This is a genomic window from Streptomyces sp. B21-083 (genome assembly GCF_036898825.1).
Classification (GTDB): domain Bacteria; phylum Actinomycetota; class Actinomycetes; order Streptomycetales; family Streptomycetaceae; genus Streptomyces.
On record NZ_JARUND010000001.1, the window covers coordinates 4446495 to 4471444 of the forward strand.

General features: G+C 70.8%; 26 protein-coding genes. 14 read left to right on the forward strand and 12 right to left on the reverse strand.

Going from position 1 to position 24950, the window contains the following annotated elements; translation table 11 throughout:
• Positions 1-4: 4 nt before the first annotated feature.
• Positions 5-1021, reverse strand: coding sequence for a hypothetical protein (locus tag QA861_RS19825; protein WP_334589669.1), 1017 nt, complete (start codon positions 1019-1021; stop codon positions 5-7).
• A gap of 216 nt (positions 1022-1237) precedes the next feature.
• Here QA861_RS19825 and QA861_RS19830 point away from each other — a divergent pair, with 216 nt between their 5' ends.
• Both QA861_RS19830 and QA861_RS19835 read left to right on the forward strand, forming a co-directional pair.
• Entirely contained in the window at positions 1238-3823 is a 2586-nt protein-coding gene (locus QA861_RS19830) for a helicase-associated domain-containing protein (protein WP_334589670.1), read from the forward strand.
• 122 nt (positions 3824-3945) lie between these two features.
• The gene (locus QA861_RS19835) at positions 3946-5598 is read left to right on the forward strand and encodes a DNA repair helicase XPB (RefSeq protein WP_334589671.1); all 1653 of its coding nucleotides are present in this window, start codon (positions 3946-3948) and stop codon (positions 5596-5598) included.
• A gap of 25 nt (positions 5599-5623) precedes the next feature.
• Here QA861_RS19835 and QA861_RS19840 read toward each other — a convergent pair whose 3' ends face one another.
• Positions 5624-5818 carry a hypothetical protein gene (locus QA861_RS19840; RefSeq protein WP_334589672.1) on the reverse strand — a complete coding sequence of 65 codons (195 nt, stop codon included), beginning with the start codon at positions 5816-5818 and terminating at the stop codon, positions 5624-5626.
• A 364-nt stretch (positions 5819-6182) separates the two neighbouring features.
• Between QA861_RS19840 and QA861_RS19845 the strand changes: the two genes are divergently transcribed.
• On the forward strand, positions 6183-8213 hold the full coding sequence (locus QA861_RS19845; protein ID WP_334589673.1) for a HelD family protein: 2031 nt from the start codon (positions 6183-6185) through the stop codon (positions 8211-8213).
• Between the two features lie 184 nt (positions 8214-8397).
• Here the strand turns inward: QA861_RS19845 and QA861_RS19850 are convergent, their stop codons facing one another.
• Positions 8398-9090 (reverse strand): copper homeostasis protein CutC, encoded by a 693-nt coding sequence (locus QA861_RS19850; RefSeq protein ID WP_334589674.1) that lies wholly within the window; start codon positions 9088-9090, stop codon positions 8398-8400.
• 118 nt (positions 9091-9208) lie between these two features.
• On the opposite strand from QA861_RS19850, the gene QA861_RS19855 reads away from it, so the two are divergent.
• Together QA861_RS19855 and QA861_RS19860 are read left to right on the forward strand one after the other, a co-directional pair.
• Complete coding sequence (locus tag QA861_RS19855; RefSeq protein WP_334589675.1) at positions 9209-9952, forward strand: HD domain-containing protein; 744 nt, start codon at positions 9209-9211, stop codon at positions 9950-9952.
• A 40-nt stretch (positions 9953-9992) separates the two neighbouring features.
• Entirely contained in the window at positions 9993-11087 is a 1095-nt protein-coding gene (locus tag QA861_RS19860; RefSeq protein WP_334589676.1) for a GNAT family N-acetyltransferase, read from the forward strand.
• Between the two features lie 4 nt (positions 11088-11091).
• On the opposite strand, the gene QA861_RS19865 is transcribed toward QA861_RS19860, so the two are convergent.
• Positions 11092-11394, reverse strand: coding sequence for a DUF4031 domain-containing protein (locus QA861_RS19865; protein WP_334589677.1), 303 nt, complete (start codon positions 11392-11394; stop codon positions 11092-11094).
• Positions 11391-11795: a DUF8819 family protein gene (locus QA861_RS19870; RefSeq protein WP_334589678.1), complete on the reverse strand. Its 405-nt coding sequence runs from the start codon at positions 11793-11795 to the stop codon at positions 11391-11393. Before QA861_RS19870 ends, QA861_RS19865 begins: the two co-directional genes overlap by 4 nt.
• Before the next feature lie 56 nt (positions 11796-11851).
• Between QA861_RS19870 and QA861_RS19875 the strand changes: the two genes are divergently transcribed.
• The 5 genes from QA861_RS19875 to QA861_RS19895 all read left to right on the forward strand — a co-directional run bounded on the left by QA861_RS19875 (position 11852) and on the right by QA861_RS19895 (position 15622).
• A complete protein-coding gene (locus QA861_RS19875) occupies positions 11852-12820 on the forward strand; it encodes a MurR/RpiR family transcriptional regulator (protein ID WP_334589679.1) in 969 nt (322 codons plus the stop codon).
• A 100-nt stretch (positions 12821-12920) separates the two neighbouring features.
• Positions 12921-13868 (forward strand): N-acetylmuramic acid 6-phosphate etherase, encoded by a 948-nt coding sequence (gene murQ, locus QA861_RS19880; RefSeq protein WP_334589680.1) that lies wholly within the window; start codon positions 12921-12923, stop codon positions 13866-13868.
• A 38-nt stretch (positions 13869-13906) separates the two neighbouring features.
• On the forward strand, positions 13907-14440 hold the full coding sequence (locus QA861_RS19885) for a GNAT family N-acetyltransferase (protein WP_334589681.1): 534 nt from the start codon (positions 13907-13909) through the stop codon (positions 14438-14440).
• A gap of 145 nt (positions 14441-14585) precedes the next feature.
• Positions 14586-15176: a hypothetical protein gene (locus QA861_RS19890; RefSeq protein WP_334589682.1), complete on the forward strand. Its 591-nt coding sequence runs from the start codon at positions 14586-14588 to the stop codon at positions 15174-15176.
• A gap of 155 nt (positions 15177-15331) precedes the next feature.
• Positions 15332-15622, forward strand: coding sequence for a DUF6355 family natural product biosynthesis protein (locus tag QA861_RS19895; protein WP_443041512.1), 291 nt, complete (start codon positions 15332-15334; stop codon positions 15620-15622).
• Between the two features lie 82 nt (positions 15623-15704).
• Here the strand turns inward: QA861_RS19895 and QA861_RS19900 are convergent, their stop codons facing one another.
• Both QA861_RS19900 and QA861_RS19905 read right to left on the reverse strand, forming a co-directional pair.
• Entirely contained in the window at positions 15705-15908 is a 204-nt protein-coding gene (locus tag QA861_RS19900; RefSeq protein ID WP_334589683.1) for a hypothetical protein, read from the reverse strand.
• Positions 15901-16173, reverse strand: coding sequence for a hypothetical protein (locus QA861_RS19905; protein ID WP_334589684.1), 273 nt, complete (start codon positions 16171-16173; stop codon positions 15901-15903). Before QA861_RS19905 ends, QA861_RS19900 begins: the two co-directional genes overlap by 8 nt.
• A gap of 76 nt (positions 16174-16249) precedes the next feature.
• On the opposite strand from QA861_RS19905, the gene QA861_RS19910 reads away from it, so the two are divergent.
• The 4 genes from QA861_RS19910 to QA861_RS19925 all read left to right on the forward strand — a co-directional run bounded on the left by QA861_RS19910 (position 16250) and on the right by QA861_RS19925 (position 18958).
• A complete protein-coding gene (locus QA861_RS19910) occupies positions 16250-17092 on the forward strand; it encodes a helix-turn-helix domain-containing protein (RefSeq protein WP_334589685.1) in 843 nt (280 codons plus the stop codon).
• Complete coding sequence (locus QA861_RS19915) at positions 17073-17276, forward strand: DUF397 domain-containing protein (RefSeq protein ID WP_334589686.1); 204 nt, start codon at positions 17073-17075, stop codon at positions 17274-17276. The genes QA861_RS19910 and QA861_RS19915 overlap by 20 nt, the downstream gene beginning before the upstream one ends.
• A 246-nt stretch (positions 17277-17522) precedes the next feature.
• Complete coding sequence (locus tag QA861_RS19920; protein ID WP_334589687.1) at positions 17523-18218, forward strand: hypothetical protein; 696 nt, start codon at positions 17523-17525, stop codon at positions 18216-18218.
• Between the two features lie 59 nt (positions 18219-18277).
• Complete coding sequence (locus QA861_RS19925; RefSeq protein WP_334589688.1) at positions 18278-18958, forward strand: Uma2 family endonuclease; 681 nt, start codon at positions 18278-18280, stop codon at positions 18956-18958.
• Between the two features lie 246 nt (positions 18959-19204).
• On the opposite strand, the gene QA861_RS19930 is transcribed toward QA861_RS19925, so the two are convergent.
• The 5 genes from QA861_RS19930 to thrC form a co-directional block, all read right to left on the reverse strand.
• The gene (locus QA861_RS19930) at positions 19205-20329 is read right to left on the reverse strand and encodes an NADH:flavin oxidoreductase (RefSeq protein ID WP_334589689.1); all 1125 of its coding nucleotides are present in this window, start codon (positions 20327-20329) and stop codon (positions 19205-19207) included.
• A 267-nt stretch (positions 20330-20596) separates the two neighbouring features.
• Entirely contained in the window at positions 20597-22225 is a 1629-nt protein-coding gene (groL, locus tag QA861_RS19935) for a chaperonin GroEL (protein WP_334589690.1), read from the reverse strand.
• 392 nt (positions 22226-22617) lie between these two features.
• Complete coding sequence (locus QA861_RS19940) at positions 22618-22824, reverse strand: cold-shock protein (protein WP_006382349.1); 207 nt, start codon at positions 22822-22824, stop codon at positions 22618-22620.
• Between the two features lie 442 nt (positions 22825-23266).
• Positions 23267-23542, reverse strand: a complete 276-nt coding sequence (locus QA861_RS19945) for a MoaD/ThiS family protein (RefSeq protein WP_006382340.1) — start codon at positions 23540-23542, stop codon at positions 23267-23269.
• A 90-nt stretch (positions 23543-23632) separates the two neighbouring features.
• Positions 23633-24940 carry a threonine synthase gene (thrC, locus tag QA861_RS19950; RefSeq protein WP_334589691.1) on the reverse strand — a complete coding sequence of 436 codons (1308 nt, stop codon included), beginning with the start codon at positions 24938-24940 and terminating at the stop codon, positions 23633-23635.
• Positions 24941-24950 lie beyond the last annotated feature (10 nt).

The window sequence follows — 24950 nt, forward strand, 5'->3', positions numbered from 1 at the left end:
GGGGTCAGCGTGGGCGCTGGGAGCGCCAGACCAGGAACAGGGCGGAGATGATCGCGGCGCCCTTCACCACCCACGGCCAGGTCTGGGAGAGGGCCTCGTTCATGTGGCCCTCGGCGATGGGGGCGCCCCAGCGGCCCTGCGTACGGCCCCACAGCCACCCGGCGCCTGCCGCGACCGCCGCTCCGGGCAGGTACACGACCGCCCACTTCGTCTCGGCCTGGGAGAGCCGGCGCGAGGCGTAGGCGATGGCCCAGCCGACGAGGAGGGCGTAGACGTTGCCCAGGACCGCTCCCGCGACCAGTAGGCCGGCGGCGAGGAGGAGCAGCGGGTTGCTCCAGCTGCCGGAGGGGAGCGGGAGGCGTACCCGACGGCGCCGGCGGGGTGCCTCCGCGATCTCGTCCTCGACACCCGCCACTGATTCGGGCGCCTCGGCCTCGTCCGCCGGTTTCGGCTTCTGCGGCCTGGGCGGCGGCTTGAGCAGGTCGGGGATCTCCACACCGCCGACGAACCCGGCCGGGAGGCTGTCCGCGTCCGTGAACGGGCCTCTCCGGCCCGCCAGCCACCAGTCCGCGTCCCCGAGTTCGTCCGTACCCGCGAGGTGGGGCGGGGCGGGATCGCCGCCGGAGGGAAAGGGAGCGAACGCCTCCGCGACGTCCGCACCTTTACCGGTCTCCGCCGGACGCGGGCGCGGTACGAGGCGCCCCAGCCCCTTGCCCTTTCCCTGCGGCTTTTCTCGGTCACGGTCGCGCTGCACGGGCACGGAGGCACGCGGCGCCTCAGGAGCAGCGGGGGTGCCGGTGCCCGCGTCGGTCACCACCTCGTCGGGAGTGCCGATGCGGTCGAGGATGCGGCGTACGGCGGCCGGGCTGTCGACCGGGGCCTTGGCGCGGCGGCGGTCGATCTCCTCGCGCAGCCCCGAGACGAGCCGCATCCGTTCGCCGGACGGCAACTGCCGCTGCTGGGCCAGATCTCCGACCCTGCTCAGATACTCGTAGACGACCTGATCGCTCTCGATACCCACGAAGTCAGACGTTACCGGCATCACCGCGCTTGTTCAGGCTCCCTGTACCTCGTACTTCGCGGCACCGGCCCACCTATCCAGCCCGTCCGGCGATTGAGGACAAGGCCCCTTCAGGGCCGGAGGGGGGCCTGGGGGCACAGCCCCCAGCGACGCCCGCACCAACTCCCCGCACCGACGAAAGACACCTCACCGCACCCACCCGCTACCGTGGGCGGGATGAGCACCGAGGAGACACCGGCGCCGCGTTCTCTCGCGGAAGCGCTTCGCGCGCGGGACGACGCGTCACTCGCCGCGCTGCTGCGCAGCCGTCCGGACCTCATCACCCCCGTCCCCACCGACCTCACCCAGCTGGCCACCCGCGCCGGCACCCGCGCGTCGGTCGTGCGCGCCCTGGAACGCCTGGACCGGTTCACGCTCCAGACGGCACAGGCGCTGGCCGTGGCCCCGGACCCGGCGTCGTACGACGATCTGCTGGCCCTTCTCGCGGGCGACGCCGCCGACCCCGGCGTCGCCGCCGCCGTGCCCCGTGCCCTCGCCGTGCTGCGCGAGCAGGCGCTGGTGTGGGGCGGCCCGGACCAGCTGCGCCTGGTGCGTACCGCCCGTGAGCTGCTGGCGCCCTCGCCGCAGCATCCGTCCCCGACCGGGCTCGGGCCGACGGTCGCGGAGGCGACGGCGGGGATGTCGCCGGGCCGGGTCCAGGAGATCGTGGCGGCGGCGGGGCTCACGTCGACGCACGACGCGGTGAGCGCGGTGGCGTCGCTGACCGCCCTGTTCACCGACCGCAAGCGGATGGCCGCGCTGCTCGACACCGCGCCCCCGGACTCCGTCGACGTACTGCGGCGGCTCGTCTGGGGCCCGCCGTACGGGCAGGTCACCGCCGATCCGGCCACGCACCTGCGCTGGCTGCTGGACCGGGGCCTGCTCCTCCCCACCGCGCCCGGCACTGTCGTACTGCCGCGCGAGGTGGCCCTGCATCTGCGCGGCGGGCGGGCGCACCGGACGACCGAGCCGTTGCCGCCCGGGGTCGAGCCGGCCGCCGTTCATCGTCCACAGGTTGTGGACAGTGCGGCGGCGGGGCAGGCGTACACGACGCTGGCGACCGTCGAGGAGCTGCTGAAGGACTGGGACGAGGGCGGCCCGGCGGTGCTGCGGGCCGGCGGGCTGAGCGTCCGTGACCTCAAGCGGACCGCCATCGCCCTGGACGTGTCCGAGCCGGTCGCCGCCTTCTGGGTCGAACTCGCCTACGCGGCAGGCCTGTTGGCGTCCGACGGTGAGGCCGACGAGCGGTACGCGGCGACCCCCGCATACGACGAGTGGCTCCAGTGGCCCGCCGCCCGGCGCTGGGCGCGGCTCGCGGAGGCGTGGCTGTCGGCGACCCGGACGCCCGGAGTGATCGGCGGCCGGGACGCGAAGGACCGTACGCTGTCCGCCCTCGGCCCGGGTCTGGACCGGTCGGCCGCGCCGGAGGTACGGCACCGGGTGCTGGCCCTGCTGGCCGCGCTCCCGGAGGGCACGTCCCCGACCGTCGAGTCCGTGCTGGCCCGCCTGCACTGGGAGCGTCCGACGCGTGGCCCGCAGCAGGACCGGGGCGGTGACGAGGACCTGCGCACCAGGCTCGCCCGCTGGACCCTGGCCGAGGCCGAGTCGCTGGGCGTCACTGGCCGGGGCGCCCTGTCGTCCCAGGGCCGGGCCCTGCTCGGCGCCCCCGCCGCACCGCCGAAGCCGGCCGAACCGACAGGCCCGGGCGACAAACTCCCGGTCCACCACCACGAGCGCCACGATCACCCCCACTCCTCACCCGCCCAATCCCACCCCCACACCCACACCCTCGAACCCCTCTCACCCGCCGAACAGGCGACCGCGTCCGCCACCGCGGCCCGGCTGCTCACCCCGCTGCTGCCCGAGCCGCTCGACCACGTCCTCCTCCAGGCGGACCTGACGGCGGTGGCCCCGGGTCCCCTCAAGCGCCCCCTGGCCGATGTGCTCGGCGTGCTCGCGGACATCGAGTCGAAGGGCGGCGCGACGGTCTACCGCTTCACCCCGGGTTCCGTACGCCGTGCCCTGGACGCGGGCCGCTCCGCCTCCGACCTGCACGACTTCCTGACCGCCCACTCCCGTACGCCGGTTCCGCAGCCCCTCGCCTACCTCATCGACGACGTGGCGCGCAGACACGGCCATCTGCGGATCGGCGCGGCCTCGGCGTACGTGCGCTGCGACGACGACGCGGTGCTCAGCGAGATCCTCGCCGACAAGCGGTCCGAGAGCCTGCGTCTGCGGCGCCTGGCGCCCACGGTGCTGGCCGCCCAGGCCGACCCGGCGACCCTTCTCGACGGTCTGCGGGCGATGGGCTTCGCGCCGGCCGCCGAGTCCGCCGAGGGCGACGTCCTGATCACCCGCGCCCACGCCCACCGCACCCCGCCCCGAGCCGCCCCGGACCCGGTGCCGGACGGCCCGCCGGCCCCCGACACCACGCTTCTGTCGGCGGCGATCCGCGCGATCAGGGCCGGCGACCTGGCCGCGACGGCTCCCCGCAAACCTACGGAGACCCCGGCCACGACCGGCGACCTCCCCCGCACCAGCCCCGCCGAGACCCTCGCCACCATGCAGGCCGCCGTGATGACCGGCGAGGCCGTCTGGATCGGATACGTCAACGCCGAGGGCGCCGCCAGCCAGCGCGTCATCGCCCCCGTCCGCGTCGAGGGCGGCTTCGTCACGGCGTACGACCACACGGCGGACGAGGTACGGACGTATCCGCTGCACCGGGTCACAGGCGTGGCGGAACTGGCGGACGACCAGCCGTAGGCACCGTGGACACCGTAGGCACCGTGGGCTGTGATGTGCGCCCCGCCGTGACCGTCCGCCGGTAGGGCACACTGGAGGTTTGGCCGTAGGCCGTCGGCCGTGCGGAAGGGATGTGTACGTACGTGAATGGTCCACTCATCGTCCAGTCGGACAAGACCCTGCTCCTTGAGGTCGATCACGAGCAGGCGGGCGAGTGTCGTCGGGCCATCGCGCCGTTCGCCGAGCTGGAGCGGGCGCCGGAGCACATCCACACCTACCGGGTGACCCCGCTGGGCCTGTGGAACGCGCGGGCCGCCGGGCACGACGCCGAGCAGGTCGTCGACGCGCTCGTGCAGTACAGCCGCTACCCCGTGCCGCACGCGCTGCTCGTCGACATCGCCGAGACGATGGACCGCTACGGCCGGCTGACGCTGAGCAAGCACCCGGTGCACGGGCTGGTCCTCACGAGCACCGACCGTCCCGTGCTTGAGGAGATCCTGCGTTCCAAGCGGATCACCCCTCTCGTCGGCGTCCGGCTCGACCCGGACACCGTGGCCGTGCACCCCTCCGAGCGCGGGCAGATCAAGCAGGTGCTGCTGAAGCTGGGCTGGCCGGCCGAGGACCTCGCCGGGTACGTCGACGGCGAGGCGCACCCGATCGAGCTGGCCGAGGACGGGTGGTCGCTGCGCCCGTACCAGCAGCAGGCCGTGGAGAACTTCTGGCACGGCGGCAGCGGAGTGGTCGTCCTGCCTTGTGGGGCGGGAAAAACGCTGGTCGGGGCCGGGTCGATGGCCGAGGCGAAGGCCACCACCCTCATCCTCGTCACGAACACCGTCTCGGCCCGGCAGTGGAAGCACGAGCTGGTGAAGCGGACGTCGCTGACCGAGGAGGAGATCGGCGAGTACAGCGGTACGCGCAAGGAGATCCGGCCGGTCACCATCGCGACGTACCAGGTGCTCACGACCCGGCGTAAGGGTGTCTATCCGCACCTGGAGCTGTTCGACTCCCGCGACTGGGGGCTGATCATCTACGACGAGGTGCATCTGCTGCCCGCGCCCGTCTTCAAGTTCACCGCCGATCTGCAGGCCCGGCGGCGGCTCGGTCTCACGGCGACCCTCGTACGGGAGGACGGGCGGGAGTCGGACGTCTTCTCGCTCATCGGCCCGAAGCGGTTCGACGCGCCCTGGAAGGAGATCGAGGCGCAGGGCTACATCGCGCCCGCCGACTGTGTCGAGGTGCGGGTCAACCTGACCGAGTCGGAGCGGATCTCCTACGCCACCGCCGAGACCGAGGAGAAGTACCGCTTCTGCGCGACCACCGCCACCAAGCGGAAGGTCACGGAGGCGATCGTGCGGCGCTTCGCCGGTCAGCAGATCCTCGTCATCGGCCAGTACATCGACCAGCTCGACGAACTGGGCGAGCATCTGAACGCGCCCGTCATCAAGGGCGAGACGCCGAACTCGCAGCGCGAGAAGCTCTTCGACGCGTTCCGGGAGGGCGAGATCAGCGTGCTGGTCGTGTCCAAGGTCGCGAACTTCTCGATCGACCTGCCGGAGGCGACCGTCGCCATCCAGGTCTCGGGCACCTTCGGGTCACGGCAGGAGGAGGCTCAGCGGCTGGGGCGCGTACTGCGGCCGAAGGCCGACGGCCACAAGGCCCACTTCTACTCGGTGGTCGCCCGGGACACCATCGACCAGGACTTCGCCGCCCACCGCCAACGGTTCCTGGCGGAACAGGGATACGCGTACCGGATCATGGACGCGGACGAGATTCTGACAGAGGACGCCGGGGGCTGAGCCGCGAACGGCCGACACCGGTCGTTCACCTGCTTCGGACGCCCGCTTCCTCTCCGTACTCGCCGAGGAGTACGACGCTCAGGGCCGCGCCCGCGAACACCTTGACGGCGCGCAGGGCGTCGCCGACGGGGTGGCGGTGGCCGCCCCGCACGGGGGTGGCGCCGGAGCGGGCGGAAGCCACGGAGGCTACGGACGCGGGGGTGAAGGATGCTGCGCTCATGTATCCATGGTCGCTCCCGGCGCAGCCGATGCCATCGGCCTGCGGGTCGAACCTCCGTCATCTCCCTCTACGCCTCCGGGTGGACGTCTCCCCCACAGGAAGGTGGAGTCCGTCCCCTAGGGGACGCCGGCTGCCGTACGCGCCGGCCCACTCACCGGCGTACGCCGAAATTGATTGGCCTCCGCCTGCTCCCGTCCCCTAGGATCTCCGCTCTTGCCCGCCTCCCGTCGTGGAGCGCCGCCGCCCGGACGGAAACCGGTCGGCTCTCGACGTCCCACCCAGCAGCGCGTACCCAGCCGGTACGCGGCAGGTAGCCGGAGGCACCCCATTGTCCAGCCCCGTTCCCGCCCCCGTTTCCGCCCCCATGGCCGACGACCCCCTCGGCCGCGAACGCTCCCATCTGGCCGCCTCCCGGGGAGCCCTCCGTGCGATGCGTGAGGACGCGGAGTCCCTCGACATCAAGGACGTCACCGCGAACTGGGTCAACGCGGCGGTCCTCTCTCGCCAGATCGAGGAGCGGATCAAGGCCCTCGCCGACCTCAGTCACACCCCGCTGTTCTTCGGCCGCCTCGACTATCTGCACGCTCCCGGCGCCGAGCAGGCCGAGGGCGCGGAGGGGGAGCAGTTCTACATCGGGCGCCGGCACGTCCACGACGCCGGCGGCGACCCCATGGTCATCGACTGGCGCGCGCCGGTGTCCCAGCCGTTCTACCGGGCCTCGAAGACGGACCCGATGGACGTCGGCCTGCGCCGCCGCTTCGGGTACACCGGCGGAGACCTCACGGCGTACGAGGACGAGCACCTCTCCGACCCCAGCGAGTCGGCGGCCACCAGCAAGCTGCTCCAGCAGGAGATCGAGCGCCCGCGCGTGGGCCCGATGCGCGACATCGTGGCCACCATCCAGCCCGAGCAGGACGAGATCGTACGCAGCGGGCTGGGCGGCTCGGTGTGCGTGCAGGGGGGTCCCGGCACCGGGAAGACGGCCGTCGGTCTGCACCGGGTCGCGTATCTCCTCTACGCCCACCGCGACCGGCTGGCCCGGACCGGCACCCTCGTCATCGGGCCGAACAAGTCCTTCCTCCACTACATCGAGCAAGTGCTGCCCGCCCTGGGCGAGTTGGAGGTCAAGCAGGCCACCGTCGACGACCTGGTGGCCCATGTCGAGGTGCACGGCACTGACGACTCGACGGCGGCGGTCATCAAGGGCGACGCACGGATGGCGAAGGTGCTGCGAAACGCCGTCTACTCCCATGTCACCCTGCCCACCGAGCCCGTCATGGTCGTCCGCGGGTCACGGCGCTGGCGCGTCCCGGCGTACGAACTGGAGTCGATGGTCCGCGAGTTGCTGGACCGGGACATCCGTTACGGCGCCGCCCGCGAGGCCCTGCCGCAGCGCATCGCGCACACGGTGCTGGTGCAGATGGAACGGTCCGGTGAGGCCCCGGACGACCGTGTGCAGGACTCCGTCGCCCGCAACGCGGCGGTGAAGGCGGCGGTGAAGGCGATCTGGCCGCCCGTCGACCCGGCCAGACTCGTCCTGCGCCTCCTCACCGACGCGGACTTCCTCGCCGTGCACGCGGCCGGAATCCTCGACGAGGACGAGCAGAAGGAGATCCTCTGGGCGAAACCCGTACGGTCGGTGAAGTCGGCCAAGTGGTCGCCCGCGGACGCCGTGTTGATCGACGAGACGACCGACCTGGTCCAGCGCACGCACTCGCTCGGGCATGTCGTCCTGGACGAGGCGCAGGATCTCTCGCCGATGCAGTACCGGGCGGTGGGCCGACGCTGCACGACGGGCTCGGCGACCGTCCTCGGCGACCTCGCGCAGGGCACGACGCCCTGGGCGACACGGAGTTGGGACGAGGCCCTGACCCACCTGGGCAAGTCCGACGCGGTGGTGGAGGAACTGACGGCCGGTTTCCGCGTCCCGACCGACGTCATCACGTACGCGTCCCGGCTGCTCCCGCACATCGCCCCGGGTCTGACGCCGGTGGCGTCGGTCCGCGAGAACCCGGGTTTCTTCGACGTACGGCCGATCAGCGAGACGCGTCAAGTGGTCGACGCCTGCGAGGAGTTGCTGCGCAACGAGGGCTCGACGGGCCTGATCGCGGCGGACAACCGCATCCCCGCCCTCACGGAGGCCCTGACGGCGGCGGGCCTCACCCACCTCTCCCCCGGCGAGGAGACGACGCACGAAACCCGCCTGACCCTGGTCCCGGCGTCCCTCGCGAAGGGCCTGGAGTACGACTACGTGGTCCTGGACGAACCCCAGGCCGTCGTCGACGCCGAACCCGACGAACGCACCGGCCTACGACGCCTGTACGTATCCCTGACCCGAGCGGTCTCGGGCCTCATCGTGACCCATGCGACGCCGCTGCCGCGGCAACTGGACTGACGGGTTTATTTCCCACCCACCCACCCGCGCACCGCATCTGACCAGCCCAGGCCGACACCCGCATCTTCAGCCCGTCCGGCGTTTGAGGACAAGGCCCCTTCAGGGCCGAAGCGGGGGTCTGGGGGCGCAGCCCCCAGGAACGGGATGGGACGGGTAAGGGCGGCGGGGGCGAAAAAAACGAACATCACCCCGCGTCCAACACCCTCCGCCACTCCTCGACCGCCGCAACCGAAACCCCCCTCCCCCACCCCTCCGGCCGAGCCGCGCCCCCGATATGGAAACCGTCCACCCCCGCCGCCCGCAGCCGCGGCACATGCTCCAGCCGCAGCCCACCCCCCACCAGAAGCCGCTGCTCGTACCCGGGCTCGCCATGCCGCGCCGCCTCGGCGAGCAGCGTGGGGAGTCCGGTGTCGACGCCGGTCGCCGAGCCGGCGGTGAGGTAGGTGTCGAGGCCGGGGAGTCCGTCGAGCTGCTTGCGCAGGTCGTCCCGGTCGACGGCGTGGTCGATCGCGCGATGGAACGTCCAACGGCAGCCGCCGAGCTCACCCACGACCCGCTCGACCGCGCCGAGATCGACGCCACCGTCCGCCCCCAGGAACCCGAGCACGAACTCGTCCGCGCCCGCCCCCCGCAACTCGCCGGCGACCCGGACCAGCCGCTCGATGTCACCGGCGCCGAACCCGTCCGCCAGCCGGAGCATCACCCGCAGCGGGATGTCGACGGCCGCACGGATCCCGGCGAAGGCGGCCACCGTCGGCGTGAGCCCGTCGGCGGCCATGTCGGTGACCAGCTCCAGCCGGTCCGCACCTCCGGCCCGGGCGGCGACGGCGTCCTCGACACCGAGGGCGATCACCTCCAGGACTGCGCGCTCACTCATGGGTCCCCATTCATCGACGCCGACACCATCGGCTACAGGTCTAGTCCAATCCAGAGTACGCCCGAGCCGCCGAGTCCCCCACCCCGCCACCGACCCGGCCGGACGGGAGAATGCCCCCATGCCCGATCAGTCCGACCCCGAGTCCCGCGCCACCCCCGCCGCACTGGCCGCCCTCCGCGCCCGCTGGACCCAGGCCCTGGAAGCAGCCCGCGCCACCACAACCACAACGGCTCCCTCCCCCGCGCCTCCCGACCCCACCCCCTACGCCGACAACCTCCTCGCCCGCTATCAGGAACCCCAGCGCCGCTACCACACCCTCACCCACCTCACCGCGGTCCTCGACCACATCGACGTACTGGAAGCGGAGGAGGCCAGGACGCCCGCCCCTGGCCTCGCCCCCGACCTCGCCCTGGTGCGCCTGGCCGCCTGGTTCCACGACGCCGTGTACGCCCCCGACCGCTCCGAGAACGAGGAACGCTCCGCCCGTCTCGCCGAACGCGCGCTCACCGAAGCCGGCGTCTCCCCGGCGGGCACCGCGGAGGTGGCCCGTCTGGTCCGCCTCACGCTCACCCATGACCCGGCGCCGGACGACCGAAACGGCCAGGTCCTGTGCGACGCGGACCTCGCGATCCTGGCCGCGCCCGAGGACACGTACGCCGCCTACACCGCAGCCGTCCGCGAGGAGTACGCCTTCGTCCCCGACGACGCCTTCAGGGCAGGCCGGGCCGCGGTACTGCGCCAACTCCTCGCCCTGCCAAGGCTGTTCCGGACGCCGTACGGGACGGAGCGCTGGGAGGAGCCGTCGCGCGCCAACATCGCGGCGGAGCTGCGGCGGCTCGAAGGTGACTCGGGCCCGATTTAATCCGTGTCCGCACGGGCACCCCAGCCCCTATCCTCGCCGCATGCTGAGCATGGGCGCGAACGAAGTGGACGAGGCTGTCGCGAGCGCGGTGGCGCTGTTGAGGCAGGCGTTGGACCGGGACTGGGCGGAGGTCAACGCGGGGCGGCTGGAGTGGAGTTGCCGGCGGACGGCCGAGCACGTCGCCAGTGACCTGGTCGCGTACGCGGGCCAGTTGGCAGGGCGCGCGCAGCACGCGTACACCCCCTTCCAGATCAGCATCGACGGCCGCGAGGGCGGTCTGGACCCCGCCGACAACGCGGGCATCCTCGACGTCATCACGACCACCGGCGCCCTGCTCACCGCGGCAATCCGGACCGCGCCCCGCGACGCGCGCGGCTTCCACCCGTTCCCCTTCCGCAGCGCGAACCGCGAGGGCTTCGCGGCGATGGGTGTCGCCGAAGTACTGCTGCACGCCGACGACATGGCCGAGGGCCTGGGGCTGTCGTACGAACCGCCCGCGCATCTCGCCGAGTTCGTCCTCACCCGGATCTTCCCGCACGTCCAGCCCGGCCCGGACCACTGGCAGACCCTGCTCTGGGCGACCGGCCGCGCCACCCTCCCCGGCCGCGCCCAACTCACCGAGTGGCGCTGGACCAACAACCTGGTCCTCGACACCGAACGACTCCGCCTGGAGGGTGTCACCCCGGCCGCCGCCGCCGACCTGCGCGCGGGCGGCACGGGCGGCTTCGACTGGATCGAGGGTGGCCCCTTCGAGGGCACCCGGGAGGCCGCCGGGATGACGCTGAAGGCGTACGAAGCGGGCGTGCACCGCCCGGAGTTCGGCCTGTTCGTCCTCGTACGGCGGGAGGACGACCGCGCGGTGGGCGGCATGGGCTTCCACGGCGCCCCCGACGAGGAGGGCAAGGCCGAGGTCGGCTACGACCTCGCGGAAGCCGCCCGCGGCAACGGCTACGCGACCGAGGCGCTGCGCACGTTGGCCGAGTGGGCGCTGGCCCGGGACGACGTACGGTCCCTGTTCGCGACCGTCGAGCCGGGCAACGTCCCGTCGCAGGGCGTGATCGCCCGCGTCGGCTTCGTACCGGTGAGCGCGGAACTCGACGAAGAGGGCCTGCGGGCCTACGAGTTGCGCGGCTGACGTCCTACCGGTCCGCCTCGTCCACCCTGCCCACCCCGCCCACCCCGCGCGCTGCCTTACGCCTGCGCAGTCCCGCCCCGTGCAGCAGCCGTACCACCTCGCGGCTGCTGACCTCCACCGCCCCGGCGGCCATCACTTCCCCGTACCGATGCGACGGAATGTCGTAGTGGTCGCGCTCGAAGGCCCGGCGGGGCACCCCCAACCGGTCGGCGAACGCCTGCAGTTCGTCGTACGAGACATCGCTCACCAGGTGCGACCACAGGCGGCCGTGGCCGGGCCAGGTCGGGGGGTCTATGTAGAGGGTCACGACGACGCCGGTCCGCCGGAGGCCGACGCCAGCCCGCCGATCGCCGAGACCCGCACCCCCGCCTTGTGGCACACCCACTGCGGGTCGGGACCCAACTCCGGCTCCACCTCCAGGGCGTGCGGATCACCGGCGCCGCAGACCGGGCACAGCGGCCAGCGGCCGTACGTCTCCAGCAGCGCGTCCTGTACGTCCTGGGCGACCAGCCCGGCCACGAAGTCCGCACCGTCCGGCCACTGCTCCACCCACCAGCGTCGCTGTACGACCGACTCCTCGACCATCGAGACGACGTCCGCCTCGGCGACCTCGCGCGCGGCCAGGTCGGCGAGCACCAGGGCGCGTGCCGCGTGCAACGCCTGCTCCAGTGGGGTGACGGGGTCAGTGGGGTCGCCGGTGGGGGTCATGCACCCATTGTGCGCACTCTTGACCTGACGTCCGAATGGAAAATATCTTTCATGACGTGACCCGAGACGTGAAGGAAACTTTCGGAGCAGTGGGCACTTCCGGCACGCCCGGCGGCCTCCCGGGTGTCACCCCGCCCGCGCCCGCCGCCCTCGCCGCCAAGGTGCGGACGCTGGCGCCCTCGATGACCCGCTCCATGCAGCGCGTCGCCGAGGCGGTCGCCGCGGACCCGGCAGGCTGCGCGGCCCTCACGGTCACCGGCCTCGCCGAGCTCACCGGCACCAGCGAGGCGACGGTCGTCCGCACGTCCCGGCTGCTCGGCTACCCCGGCTACCGCGACCTGCGCCTCGCGCTCGCCGGCCTCGCCGCCCAGCAGCAGTCGGGGCGCTCCCCCGCCGTGACCGCCGACATCGCGGTGGACGACCCGATAGCGGAGGTCGTGGCGAAACTGGCGTACGACGAGCAGCAGACCCTCGCCGACACGGCAGCCGGGCTGGACATGGCCCAGCTGTCCGCCGCCGTCAGCGCGCTGGCCGCCGCCCGTCGCATCGACATCTACGGCGTCGGCGCCTCCGGCCTGGTCGCCCAGGACCTCACCCAGAAGCTGCTGCGCATAGGGCTGGTGGCGCACGCCCACAGCGACCCCCACCTCGCCGTCACCAACGCCGTGCAGCTGCGCGCGAAGGACGTCGCCGTCGCGATCACGCACTCCGGGTCGACCGGGGACGTCATCGAGCCGCTGCGCGTCGCCTTCGAACGCGGGGCCACGACGGTCGCGATCACGGGGCGGCCGGACGGACCCGTCGCGCAGTACGCCGACCACATCCTCACCACCTCCACGGCCCGCGAGAGCGAGCTGCGCCCGGCGGCCATGTCGTCCCGCACCAGCCAACTCCTGGTCGTCGACTGCCTGTTCATAGGCGTGGCACAGCAGACGTACGAAACGGCCGCCCCGGCCCTGTCCGCCTCCTACGAGGCCCTGGCCCACCGCCACACCCCGCGCGGCGGCGCGACATCGCGCCGCTAGGACGCACGCCCCACCGGTACAGCAGGTACGGCCGTGACCGCCCCGACAGCCGTAACTGGCCGTAACTGCCGTACCGGGAGATCGAAAAGAGCAGCACGCCATGACCTCAACCGCTGACGCCTCCTCCAACCACCGTGCTCTGAAAGAGGAGTTGGAGTCGCTGACGACCGAGGCGTTCCGCCCGGAGCTGGCCGACATCGACCGGCTTCCCACCCTCGACATCGCCAGGCTGATGAACGCCGAGGACACGACCGTCCCGGCCGCCGTCGCCGCGCGGCTGCCGGAGATCGCCGCGGCGATCGACGCCCTGGCGGCCCGGATGGCCCGCGGTGGCCGGCTGGTCTACGCGGGCGCGGGCACGCCCGGCCGGCTCGGCGTGCTGGACGCGTCCGAGTGCCCGCCCACCTTCAACACCGACCCCGCGCAGGTCATGGGCGTGATCGCGGGCGGCCCCGAGGCCATGGTCACCTCCGTCGAGGGCGCCGAGGACTCCAGGGAGCTGGCGGCCGGTGACCTCGACGCGCTCGGCGTCACCGCCCTGGACACGGTGGTCGGCGTCTCGGCGTCCGGCCGTACGCCGTACGCGATCGGCGCCGTCGAACACGCCCGCGCGCTGGGCGCGTTGACGATCGGCCTGTCCTGCAACGAGCGAAGCGCGCTGGCGGCGGCGGCCGAGCACGGCATCGAGGTCGTCGTCGGGCCCGAGCTGCTGACCGGCTCGACGCGACTCAAGGCGGGCACGGCCCAGAAGCTGGTCCTCAACATGCTGTCGACGATCACGATGATCCGGCTCGGCAAGACGTACGGGAACCTGATGGTCGACGTACGGGCGTCGAACGAGAAGCTCCGGGCCCGGTCCCGCCGGATCGTGGCCCTGGCGACCGGTGCGGGCGACGAGGAGATCGAGGCGGCGCTCGCGGCGACGGACGGGGAGACGAAGAACGCGATCCTCGTCGTCCTCGGCTCGGTCGACGGCCCGACGGCCGCCCGCCTCCTCGCGGAGAACGACGGCCATCTGCGGGCGGCACTGACGGCAGCACCCCACTGATGTGTCCGGGCGTTCGGCCGTCGGGCAGGATGGGCGCCATGACCGAGATCCACACCCCCCGCCTCCTCCTCCGCCGCTGGACCGACGACGACCTCGCGCCGCTGTCGGAGATTTTCGCGGACTCCCAGGTCATGCGCTGGATCGACGACAGCGAGGTACGTGACCTGGAGTACACGGCGGAGGCCATCGAGCGGTGGGAGGAGGAGTGGGACGAGGAGGGCTTCGGCCTCTTCGCCGTCGAACTGCTCGCCTCGGGCGAACTGATCGGCGCTGTCGGCCTGTCCGTGCCCGACTTCCTGCCGGAGGTCGCGCACGACGTGGCGATCAGCTGGCTGCTCGGCTCCCAGTTCTGGGGCCAGGGATACGCCTCCGAGGCCGCCCACGCCACCCTGGAGTTCGCCCTCCAGGACCGCGGCCTCGACCGTGTGATCAGCGTCAGCAGGGCGGGAGACGACGCCTCCGAGAACATCATCCGCAAGCTGGGCCTGACGGAGGAGCGGGTGGCGACACACCCCGTGTACGGCCACCAGCTGCTCGTCCACGCGATCGACCTGACGGAGTTCGAGGCGTAGGCGCAGCCATAGCCACAGGCCCAGGCATACGCGTACTCCCGCCCGTGTTGTCAGTGGCGTGTGCGACGGTGGAGGCCACTGAGAGCTCAGCGCACCGCACGCACATTCGCATGTACGTACGCCCGCACGCCGAAGGGACGACACCGTGAACCACGCCCAGCTGACCGCCCTCGGGCGAGCCCTGCGCGTCCTCGGCGAGCACGGGGACGCGCTCAGCGGCGACACCGCCGACACGAAGCTGCACGAGATCAAGGCCGACCTGAAGCGGGCGCTGGCCATCCTGGACGACACGGTGGCCGGCGCGGCGCCCACGACACGCTGCGCCGAGCATCCGAACGGCCCGGTGGACGAGAGCGCGAACGACCTCTGTCTCCTCTGTGAGACCCGCCGCCGCAGCGCCCGCCGCTCCCAGCAGAACGGCACCTACCCGCAGGCCCGCCCCACCGACCCCGAATCGGCACCCCCCGAGCGCACGATGTCCCGCTACGGCATCCGCGCGGACCGCCCCCAGCCCCAGCAGCGCTGGCTCCCCGAGGTCTGGACCGGCCAGAACTGGCAACTCTGCGGCACCCCGCGCCGCGACCGCGTCGAGGCCGAGCACTACCTCTCCGCCGAACGCCGCGCCCCCCGCCCAGGCATCGCCTACCGCCTGGTCCACGAGTTCACCGACTACGAGGTCCTGCGGATCTGGGGCACACCGGTGAAGGTGGACATCGAGCCGATGGGCAACCTGTAGCGCGCCTGGCAATCCGACCAGCCCAAACCTTGATCCACACGACCGGGTGAACCAGGTCCCTCGTCCGAGGCAAATCGGCGGATCGGTGGCCGGTGATCGTCGAAGCTGCTGGTGTCCGATTCGTTCCTTTGCCAGCCTTTGCCAGGAGACCTTCCTTGAGCGTCCGCCACTTCCTGTCCACCGCCCTCGCCGTCGTCGGCCCCCTGACCAGCGCCCTGGTGCTCGCCGTCGCGACCCCGGCGGCCACGGCCGCAGCCAACCCCTGCGGGTACTACGCGACAAGCAGCGACGCGTACTACAACCACTGCACGAGCGACGGCTCACACATCGTGATCGAGGTGGAGGTGTGGGGCCCGAACTACGAGAAGTGCGTGGTCCCGGGCGTCACATGGCTCGGCAGCAGCAGCAAGATCGACGGCGCGTGGTACGTCGGCCGGACCTGCTGACCTGACGACAGCTGACGCGCCCCGATCCGATCCGGCCCGGCCCAGTCCGGGCCGGATCACCCCGCCCGTCCGCGCGCCCGCCTCAAGGCAGCCGCCCCTCCCGGTTCACCCGCCGCACCCGCTCCCGCAGCACCTCCCCCGGCGGTACGTCCCCCAGCGCATCCGGCGGACAGTCCCACTCACGTCCGCCCCCTACGGGCCGCAGCTGCACGTATCCGCCCTCGCGCCCCATGACCTCGCCGATGCGCCCGTCGCGCACATCGAGGGCGTACGCCGCCTCACGCACCTTCGCCGTCCCCGGCCGCCACGCCCTCCAGCACGGCGGCCAGCCGCGTCGCCGTACGGACGTTGCAGCGCCCGAGGACCACCAGCGCGAAGGGTTCGTCGCTCGCACCGGTCACGGGGTCGACGCCCAGGGACGGCAGGGCAACTCCGACCTCTCTCAGCGCCGCCCGCAGCCGCGCCACGATTTCCTCGGTCGTCTGCAGCCGCCCGTCCGACATCAGCTCCATCGCCTTCGCCTCTCCACTCTGAGTGTTGATGTTCTCCACACAGCGTGGCGAATAGGTGTCTAACCTGACCAGAGGGGACATCCCAACAAAGCCATGTGTGCGGCAGGGAGTTGCGATGGCAGCACCGAAGGACCTCGACCCGTCCTCCTCGCCCCGGGCCTTCCTGGGCGCCGAGTTGCGCCACGCCCGCGAGGCGGCGGGCCTGAGCCAGGAGGAACTCGGCCGACCGCTCTTCGTCAGCGGTTCGTTCATCGGACAGTTGGAGGCCGGTACGCGGCGGATGTTGCGTGAGTACGCCGTGCAGATAGACCAGATCCTGGGCACGAAGGACTTCTTCGAGCGCAACTGCGCCGCGCTCGCCAAGTCGAAGTACCCCGAGCACTTCGAGGAAGCAGCGGAAGCGGAGGCGATCGCAACGACGATCAGGCACTACCTCCCACAGCTCATCCCGGGCTTGCTGCAGACACCGGCGTACGCGGCGGCGCTGTTCCGCACCTATCGGCCGACAGTCCCGGAGGCCGAGATCGAGGAGCTGGTGGCGACCCGTATGGAACGCACCCGCATCCTGGACAGTCCAACAACCCCCTTGTTTTGGTCGATCCTGGACGAGGCTGCGCTCCGTCGGCCAGTTGGCGGACCGGCCACAATGGCGGAGGCGCTCCGTCATGTACTGGACCTGGCACGTCACCACCGGATCATCGCGCAGGTGTTGCCATTCAGCGCCGGAGCGCATGCCGCGATGGGCGGCTCGCTGAAGCTCATGGAGTTCACAGACGCGCCACCGCTCTGCTTCGTCGAGGGATTGGACACGGGGAGACTGCTGGACGACCCGGCCAAGGTTGCCCGGCACTCCCTTACGTTCAACCTCCTCCAGGCGGCGGCTCTTTCGCCCCAGGACTCGCTGGCCCTCATCGAGGCCGTGGCGCAGGATTACGAGCATGAAGAACCTCGCCCGTGAGTACGACACAAGCTCGGCCACCTGGTACAAGTCCAGCCATAGCGCCGGCGATGGCGGCGACTGCCTCGAAGTAGCTCCCGGACACACCCTCGTCCCCGTCCGTGACTCCAAGAACCCCCTCGGCCCGAAGCTCGTGTTCCGGGCGGGGGCATGGTCGGTGTTCGTCGGGAATCTCAAGCCCTGAGGCACCGCACACACGCCTGAGCTTCGGGCAGCGAGCCCCGAGCCCTCTTTCTTAGGAATGGGAGGCGGGCCTCAACCCGCCCTCCCACCCCGCGTGTTGTCTTGACGTGTTCGACTTGCCACGCAAAGTCACGACGACTCCCCGGACCAACGCCCCCGTACGAACCACGACTTCGCGCATCTTCCGCCGCGCGAGGCAGCCGTCGCCGCGTACATCGACCGGCTGCCCGGCGGAGCCGACATCGCCGTGAAGACGCTGGCCATGCATCTCCCGTACGGCCAGTGCGACCTCCGCACCGCCCTCAACAACCTCCAGCAGGCGGGCCCTCTGCGCCGGGGCCGCGAACATGTGACCGGCACCGGCGCTGCCTCCGGCAGCCAACTCTGGATCACCCGGACGTGGTTCACCCGCACCGCACGGGGCGACGACTGGTGGGCGGCGTTCACACGGGGCGACGTACCGACCGACTCCCCGGAGGGGCAACGCCGTCAGCCGACCCGCTCACGCGCGTTCATCCTGCTCGCCGCGCTCGGCCGTACCGCGCCCGCCCTGTCCCTCTCCCAGGCGGACTGCGCGGCGCTGGCCCCGCTGGCCGGGGAGTGGTTCGAGCGAGGGGCGAACGAGGAGTCCGTACGGCACGCCCTGACCGCCGGCCTGCCGACCCCGGTCCATCACCCGGCCGCCCTGATCCGCAGGCGCCTGACCAGCAAGCTCCCGCCGGAGCCCGCCGCCGTACGGCCGCCACTGCGAATGCTGGAGTGCGCGAAGTGCGGGGTGCCGGGGCGGGCGGAGGCGCTGGCCGGGGGCGTGTGCGGGGAGTGCCGGGGCGAGTACGCCCCCGCTCACCGCGATGCGCCCCCACTCGCACCGACAATCCATGCCCGCGCAGCAGAGATTCGCGCTGCGATGGCCCATAAGCGCCAGGAAAGGACACTCGTATGACGGCCCCAACGGTCCGCCAAGGTCACTCCAGGGCACGATGTGAGGAAGGAGGCAACGCCATGACCCCTGACACCGCTGACCGCCCGCAGATGTCCGTCGCGGACTTCGAGGAACTCGTCCGCAGGGCTCCGCGAGAGCTGCGGAACCGGCTGGAGTTCCTCGGCGGGAGGCTGTGCATCCGCCACGGCCCACTTGATGTGGACGAATTCGAGGAACTTGCCGCCGTGGCTCCCGAAACCGTGCGGCTGGAGTACATCAACGGAAAAGTAAGGGTCAAGGCCATGCCTGACGGCAACCACACGTCGATCTTCATGTGGCTGCTCCGCCAGTGCATGCAACAGCGCCCCGACCTCGACCTCGCGCCCGAACGGGGCGTCAAGGCCGAGGCCTACCGCAAGGGCCGCGCCCGCACAGACGGCTTCCTGGCGCCCGTGGACCACTTCACGGGCCACCGCGAGTGGTCCGAGGCCGACGGCGCACTCATGGCCGTGGAGATCACCTCTCACGACCGGGACACCGACCAGCGCGACCGCGTCGACAAACCCATCGGCTACGCGGCGGCCGACATCCCCGTATACCTTCTCGTCGACCGCGACAACAACACCGTCACCGTGTTCAGCGAGCCGAAGGACGGCCGGTACCGGCAGACCTCGTCCTCCCCCTGGGGGACGACCGTCGACATCCCCGCCCCCGTGGGCATCACCCTCGACACCGAGAAGCTCAAGGACTATGCCGACTGACCCGTTGGAAGAAGCCGACGGCCCGAGTGCGGGCAGAAGGCCGCCGTCGGCCGCGCCGGAGAGCGGTGTCCTCGACCGTCTGGCCGCTCTGCAACGCGGCGCGGGAAACGCCGCTGTCGTACGTCTTCTGAGTCCCCCGAAAGCGGAAGAGGCGGGGCTGGACCGGGCCGGGCCGTGGACCGGCGCGGCGGCTGATGCTCCGCTTCCGGCCCCCGGCCCACTCAACTCAGCCCAAGTCGACTTGACTCAGCTCAACGACCCCAGCGCAGACGCGTCGTAGGCCGTCAGCTCGGCCGTCCTGTCCTCCAGGACCTTCGCCGCCCACTCCGGGTCCTGGAGCAGCGCGCGGCCCACGGCCACGAGGTCGAACTCCTCGTTCTCCAGGCGGTCCAGGAGGTCGTCGATGCTCTTCAGCGGTGCGCCCTCGCCCGAGAAGCCCCGGATGAAGTCGCCGTCCAGGCCCACCGAGCCGACCGTGATGGTGGGCTTGCCGGTGAGCTTCTTCGTCCAGCCGGCCAGGTTGAGGTCCGAGCCGTCGAACTCCGGGAGCCAGTAGCGGCGCGTGGAGGCGTGGAAGGCGTCGACACCGGCGGCGGCGAGCGGGGTCAGGATCGACTCCAGCTCCTCGGGGGTCTCGGCGAGGCGGGCGTCGAAGGCACCACCCTTCCACTGCGAGTACCGGAAGATGATGGGGAACGACGTGGACACGGCCTCGCGTACGGCGGCCACGATCTCCGTCGCGAACTTCGTACGGGCGACCAGGTCACCCCCGTACCCGTCCGTACGGCGGTTGGTGCCGGCCCACAGGAACTGGTCGAGCAGGTAGCCGTGGGCGCCGTGCAGCTCGACCCCGTCGAAGCCGATGCGCTCGGCGGACACCGCGGCCTGGACGAACGCGTCGATGACGTCGTCCAGGTCCTCCTGCGTCATCTCCTTGCCACCACCGGCGGTGCCGTCCAGCCGCAGACCGGACGGGCCGACCGGCGGGGCGTCGGCGAACGGGGGCTGCCCGGCCTCCCTGACCATGCCGATGTGCCACAGCTGCGGCACGATCTTCCCGCCGGCCGCGTGCACGGCGTCGGCGACCTTGGCCCACCCGGCGAGCTGCTCTTCACCGTGGAAACGGGGGACGCTGTCACTGTCACCGGCGGAGTCGTGCCCGACGTAGGTGCCCTCCGTGACGATCAGACCGACCCCGGCGCCCGCGCGGCGCGAGTAGTACGAGGCGACGTCGTCGCCGGGGACACCACCGGGCGAGAACTGGCGCGTCATCGGCGCCATCACGATCCGGTTCGGCACGGTCAGGCCGTTCAGCGTGACGGGCCGGGAGAGGATCTGGGCCGCGCGGGAGGTCTGTGCGGGGGCTGTCACGTGGGGGCTCCTCGGAAGGGAAGGAAACAGAAACAGGGACGGGAAGTGAGCGGAGGCACAGTTGTATGCACGCGCATATGCGTCAACCACACCTGTCCGGCCCGCCATTCCGGCTCACGGGAACACCTGCTGTGATCCCGGTCACCGCACCGTCGACTCAGGGACCGCGAGCACCCAGAAAACGCCCGAGGGCGGCACCCTCCCCGTAAGGAGAAGGGTGCCGCCCTCGGAACGCGGAACGAAGGACAGTGATCAACCAGAGGTCGATCAGAAGTCCATGTCACCGCCCGGCATGCCGCCACCGGCGCCGGCGCCGGCGCCCGCCTTCTCCGGCTTGTCGGCGATGACGGCCTCGGTGGTGAGGAACAGCGCGGCGATCGACGCGGCGTTCTGCAGCGCGGAGCGCGTCACCTTCGCCGGGTCGATGATGCCCTCGGCGATCATGTCGACGTACTCACCGGTCGCGGCGTTGAGGCCGTGGCCGACGGGAAGGTTGCGCACCTTCTCGACGATGACGCCGCCCTCAAGGCCACCGTTGACGGCGATCTGCTTGAGCGGGGCTTCCAGGGCGAGACGGACGGCGTTCGCGCCGGTCGCCTCGTCACCCGTCAGGTCCAGCTTCTCGAAGACCGAGGAGGCCTGCAGCAGGGCCACGCCACCACCGGCGACGATGCCCTCCTCGACGGCCGCCTTCGCGTTGCGAACGGCGTCCTCGATGCGGTGCTTGCGCTCCTTGAGCTCGACCTCGGTCGCGGCACCGGCCTTGATGACCGCAACACCGCCGGCGAGCTTCGCCAGGCGCTCCTGCAGCTTCTCGCGGTCGTAGTCGCTGTCCGAGTTCTCGATCTCGGCGCGGATCTGGTTGACCCGGCCGGCGACCTGGTCGGCGGAGCCGCCGCCGTCGACGATCGTGGTCTCGTCCTTGGTGATGACGACCTTGCGCGCACGGCCCAGGAGGTCCAGGGAGGTGTTCTCGAGCTTGAGACCGACCTCCTCGGAGATGACCTCGCCACCCGTGAGGATCGCGATGTCGTTCAGCATCGCCTTACGGCGGTCACCGAAGCCCGGGGCCTTGACCGCGACGGACTTGAAGGTCCCGCGGATCTTGTTGACGACCAGGGTCGAGAGGGCCTCGCCCTCCACGTCCTCGGCGATGATCAGCAGCGGCTTGCCCGACTGCATGACCTTCTCCAGGAGCGGGAGCAGGTCCTTGACCGAGGAGATCTTGGAGTTGGCGATGAGGATGTAGGGGTCCTCGAGCGACGCCTCCATGCGCTCCATGTCGGTCGCGAAGTACGCCGAGATGTAGCCCTTGTCGAAGCGCATACCCTCGGTGAGTTCCAGCTCCAGACCGAAGGTCTGGGACTCCTCGACGGTGATGACGCCTTCCTTGCCGACCTTGTCCATCGCCTCGGCGATGAGCTCGCCGATCTGCGTGTCGGCGGCGGAGATGGAGGCGGTCGAAGCGATCTGCTCCTTGGTCTCCACGTCCTTGGCCTGCTCAAGCAGCTGGGCGGAGACGGCCTCGACGGCCTTCTCGATGCCGCGCTTCAGGGCCATCGGGTTCGCACCCGCGGCCACGTTGCGCAGGCCTTCGCGGACCAGCGCCTGGGCCAGGACGGTCGCGGTCGTCGTGCCGTCACCGGCTACGTCGTCCGTCTTCTTCGCGACTTCCTTGACCAGCTCGGCGCCGATCTTTTCGTACGGGTCCTCGAGCTCGATCTCCTTGGCGATGGAAACACCATCGTTGGTGATCGTGGGGGCGCCCCACTTCTTCTCGAGGACGACGTTCCGGCCCTTGGGGCCGAGGGTGACCTTGACGGCGTCTGCGAGCTGGTTCATCCCGCGCTCGAGACCGCGCCGTGCCTCCTCGTTGAACGCGATGATCTTGGCCATGTGAAGTGGTCCTCCCGGACTGGGGTGGATTGCTCCGGACCGCGCTGGCGCCCGCGACGGACGGCCTGCCTGCCTCGGTGATTCCTTGCACCACCTGGCCTGCGGGCCTCACCCACCCGGTCCTTCGGTAGCACTCTCACCTTCAGAGTGCTAACGCCAATGATTAGCACTCGCCCCTGCCGAGTGCAAGCGACTCTCGAAGATCCCCAGGTGAACAGGGGGGTGGCTACGGCCCGGTAGCCACGCCGACACGCCTGCGGACCCGGCACTGGTGGCCTTCGCCCGCGGACATGCCGATGGGCCCGCACCCCGTGAGGTCCCACGAGGTACGAGCCCATCGAATCCTTCGATGAAGGAAGAAGAACGTCGCTGCGTGTGCGCCGGCGCGTGCTTCAGGTGGTCGCCAGACGGACCATGTCCGCCTGCGGCCCCTTCTGGCCCTGCGAGATCTCGAAATCGACCCGCTGACCTTCCTCGAGGGTGCGGTAGCCGTCCATCTGAATCGCGCTGTAGTGGACGAAAACATCCGCACCACCGTCGACCGCGATGAAGCCGTACCCCTTCTCCGCGTTGAACCACTTGACGGTGCCCTGAGCCATGCCTAACTCCCCTATTACTGGCCCTTGCACGGATCCGCACTTCGCGGATCCGGGTCAGACCTCACCCCCCCAACCGGTGGAGGTGTGCGCCGGAACGCGTCGACCGCGGCCGAATGTATATGTCCAACTGCCCTCTGCAACAGGTCAATTGGACGAGAAATCCGGGCACGCCAGGTCAGGAAATATGCGGAGAATTCACGCGGATTCAGGGCAAGCCGGGCCCCACAAAGAGAACAAAAAACGCAAAAGGCCTGCACACTTTGGCTACTTCTCGTTGGGTGCGCGGCAGGAATTAATACGCGTGCGGCGAGCGAGATGGTGCGGCTTCCCCAACTGTACCGCGCTCAACCATACAGAATTGCCCCCTCCGCTTCTCTCACGGAGGGGGCAATTCGATGAACTCTCGGTAATCGATGTTACCGACGGTTACTACTGGCGGGTATCAGCCGCCCGCGACCGCGGGAATGATCGACACACCGGCACCGTCCGGCGTCGCCGTCTCCAGCCCCTGCTCGAAGCGGACGTCGTCGTCGTTGACGTACACGTTGACGAAGCGACGCAGCTTGCCCTGGTCGTCGAGCACACGGGCGGCGATCCCCGTGTGGTTCTTCTCCAGATCGGCGATGACCTCACCAAGGGTCCCACCCTCGGCAGCCACCTCGGCCTGACCGCCGGTATAGGTACGCAGGATGGTGGGGATACGGACGGAAACGCTCACGATGAAAACCTCCGGTCAGATGACGCGCCCCAAGGGGCGCGGGGAACTGCGCGACCAGCCCCCACGGGCCCGCAGACGAACAACTACCGCCTACGCGAGTCCGGCCGCATGGAACGACTCAAGGCTGGGCCGAATGGTCGCGGTGAGCCCCGTGTCCGCCACCGCGTCCAGCGTCTTGAGACCGTCCCCGGTGTTCAGGACGACAGTCGTCAGCGTCGGGTCCAGCAGCCCGTTCTCGATCAGCTTCTTGGCGACACCCACGGTCACACCACCGGCGGTCTCCGCGAAGATCCCCTCCGTACGCGCGAGCAGCCGAATCGCGTCGACCACCTGCTCGTCGTTCACGTCCTCCACCGCTCCCCCGGTCCGCCGCGCGATATCCAGCACGTACGGCCCGTCCGCCGGGTTGCCGATCGCCAGCGACTTGGCGATGGTGTTCGGCTTCTGCGGCCGTACGACGTCCTGCCCGGCCTTGTAGGCCACGGACACCGGCGAGCAGCCCTCCGCCTGGGCGCCGAAGATCTTGTACGGCTTGTCGGCGACCAGCCCGAGCTTGATCAGCTCCTGCAGCCCCTTGTCGATCTTCGTGAGCTGCGACCCGGACGCGATGGGCACCACGAGCTGGTCCGGCAGCTGCCAGCCGAGCTGCTCGCAGATCTCGTACGCCAGGGTCTTGCTGCCCTCCGCGTAGTACGGGCGCAGGTTGACGTTGACGAAGCCCCAGCCCTCGCCGGCCGGGTCGCCGATCAGCTCGGAGCAGAAGCGGTTCACATCGTCGTAGTTGCCCTCGATACCGATGAGCTCGCCGCCGTACACCGCGGCCATGACGACCTTGCCCTGCTCCAGGTCGTGCGGGATGAACACGCAGGAGCGCAGGCCCGCCCGGGCGGCGGCGGCGCCGACGGCACCGGCCAGGTTGCCCGTGGAGGAGCAGGAGAGGGTGGTGAAGCCGAAGGCGCGGGCGGCCTCCAGGGCCTGGGCGACGACCCGGTCCTTGAAGGAGTGCGTCGGGTTGCCGGAGTCGTCCTTGACGAAGAGCTTGCCGGCGTCGACGCCCAGCTCGCGGGCGAGATTGTCGGCCTGGACGAGCTTGGTCCAGCCGGGGTTGATGTTCGGCTTCTCGGCGACGTTCGCGGGAACGGGCAGGAGGGGTGCGTAACGCCAGATGTTCGCGGGTCCCGCTTCGATGCGCTTACGGAGTTCCTCGGTGTCGTACGAGGAGAAGTCGTAGGCGATCTCCAGCGGGCCGAAACACTCCTCGCAGGCGAACACCGGACCGAGGGGCACGCGGTGGCCGCATTCGCGGCAGGAGAGTGCGGCGGCGGGGCCGAGATCAACAGGGGGGACGGCGGAGGTGACGGAGCCGGACGTGGTGCTCTCGGCAGTTTGCGCAGCCATGGAGGCGAAA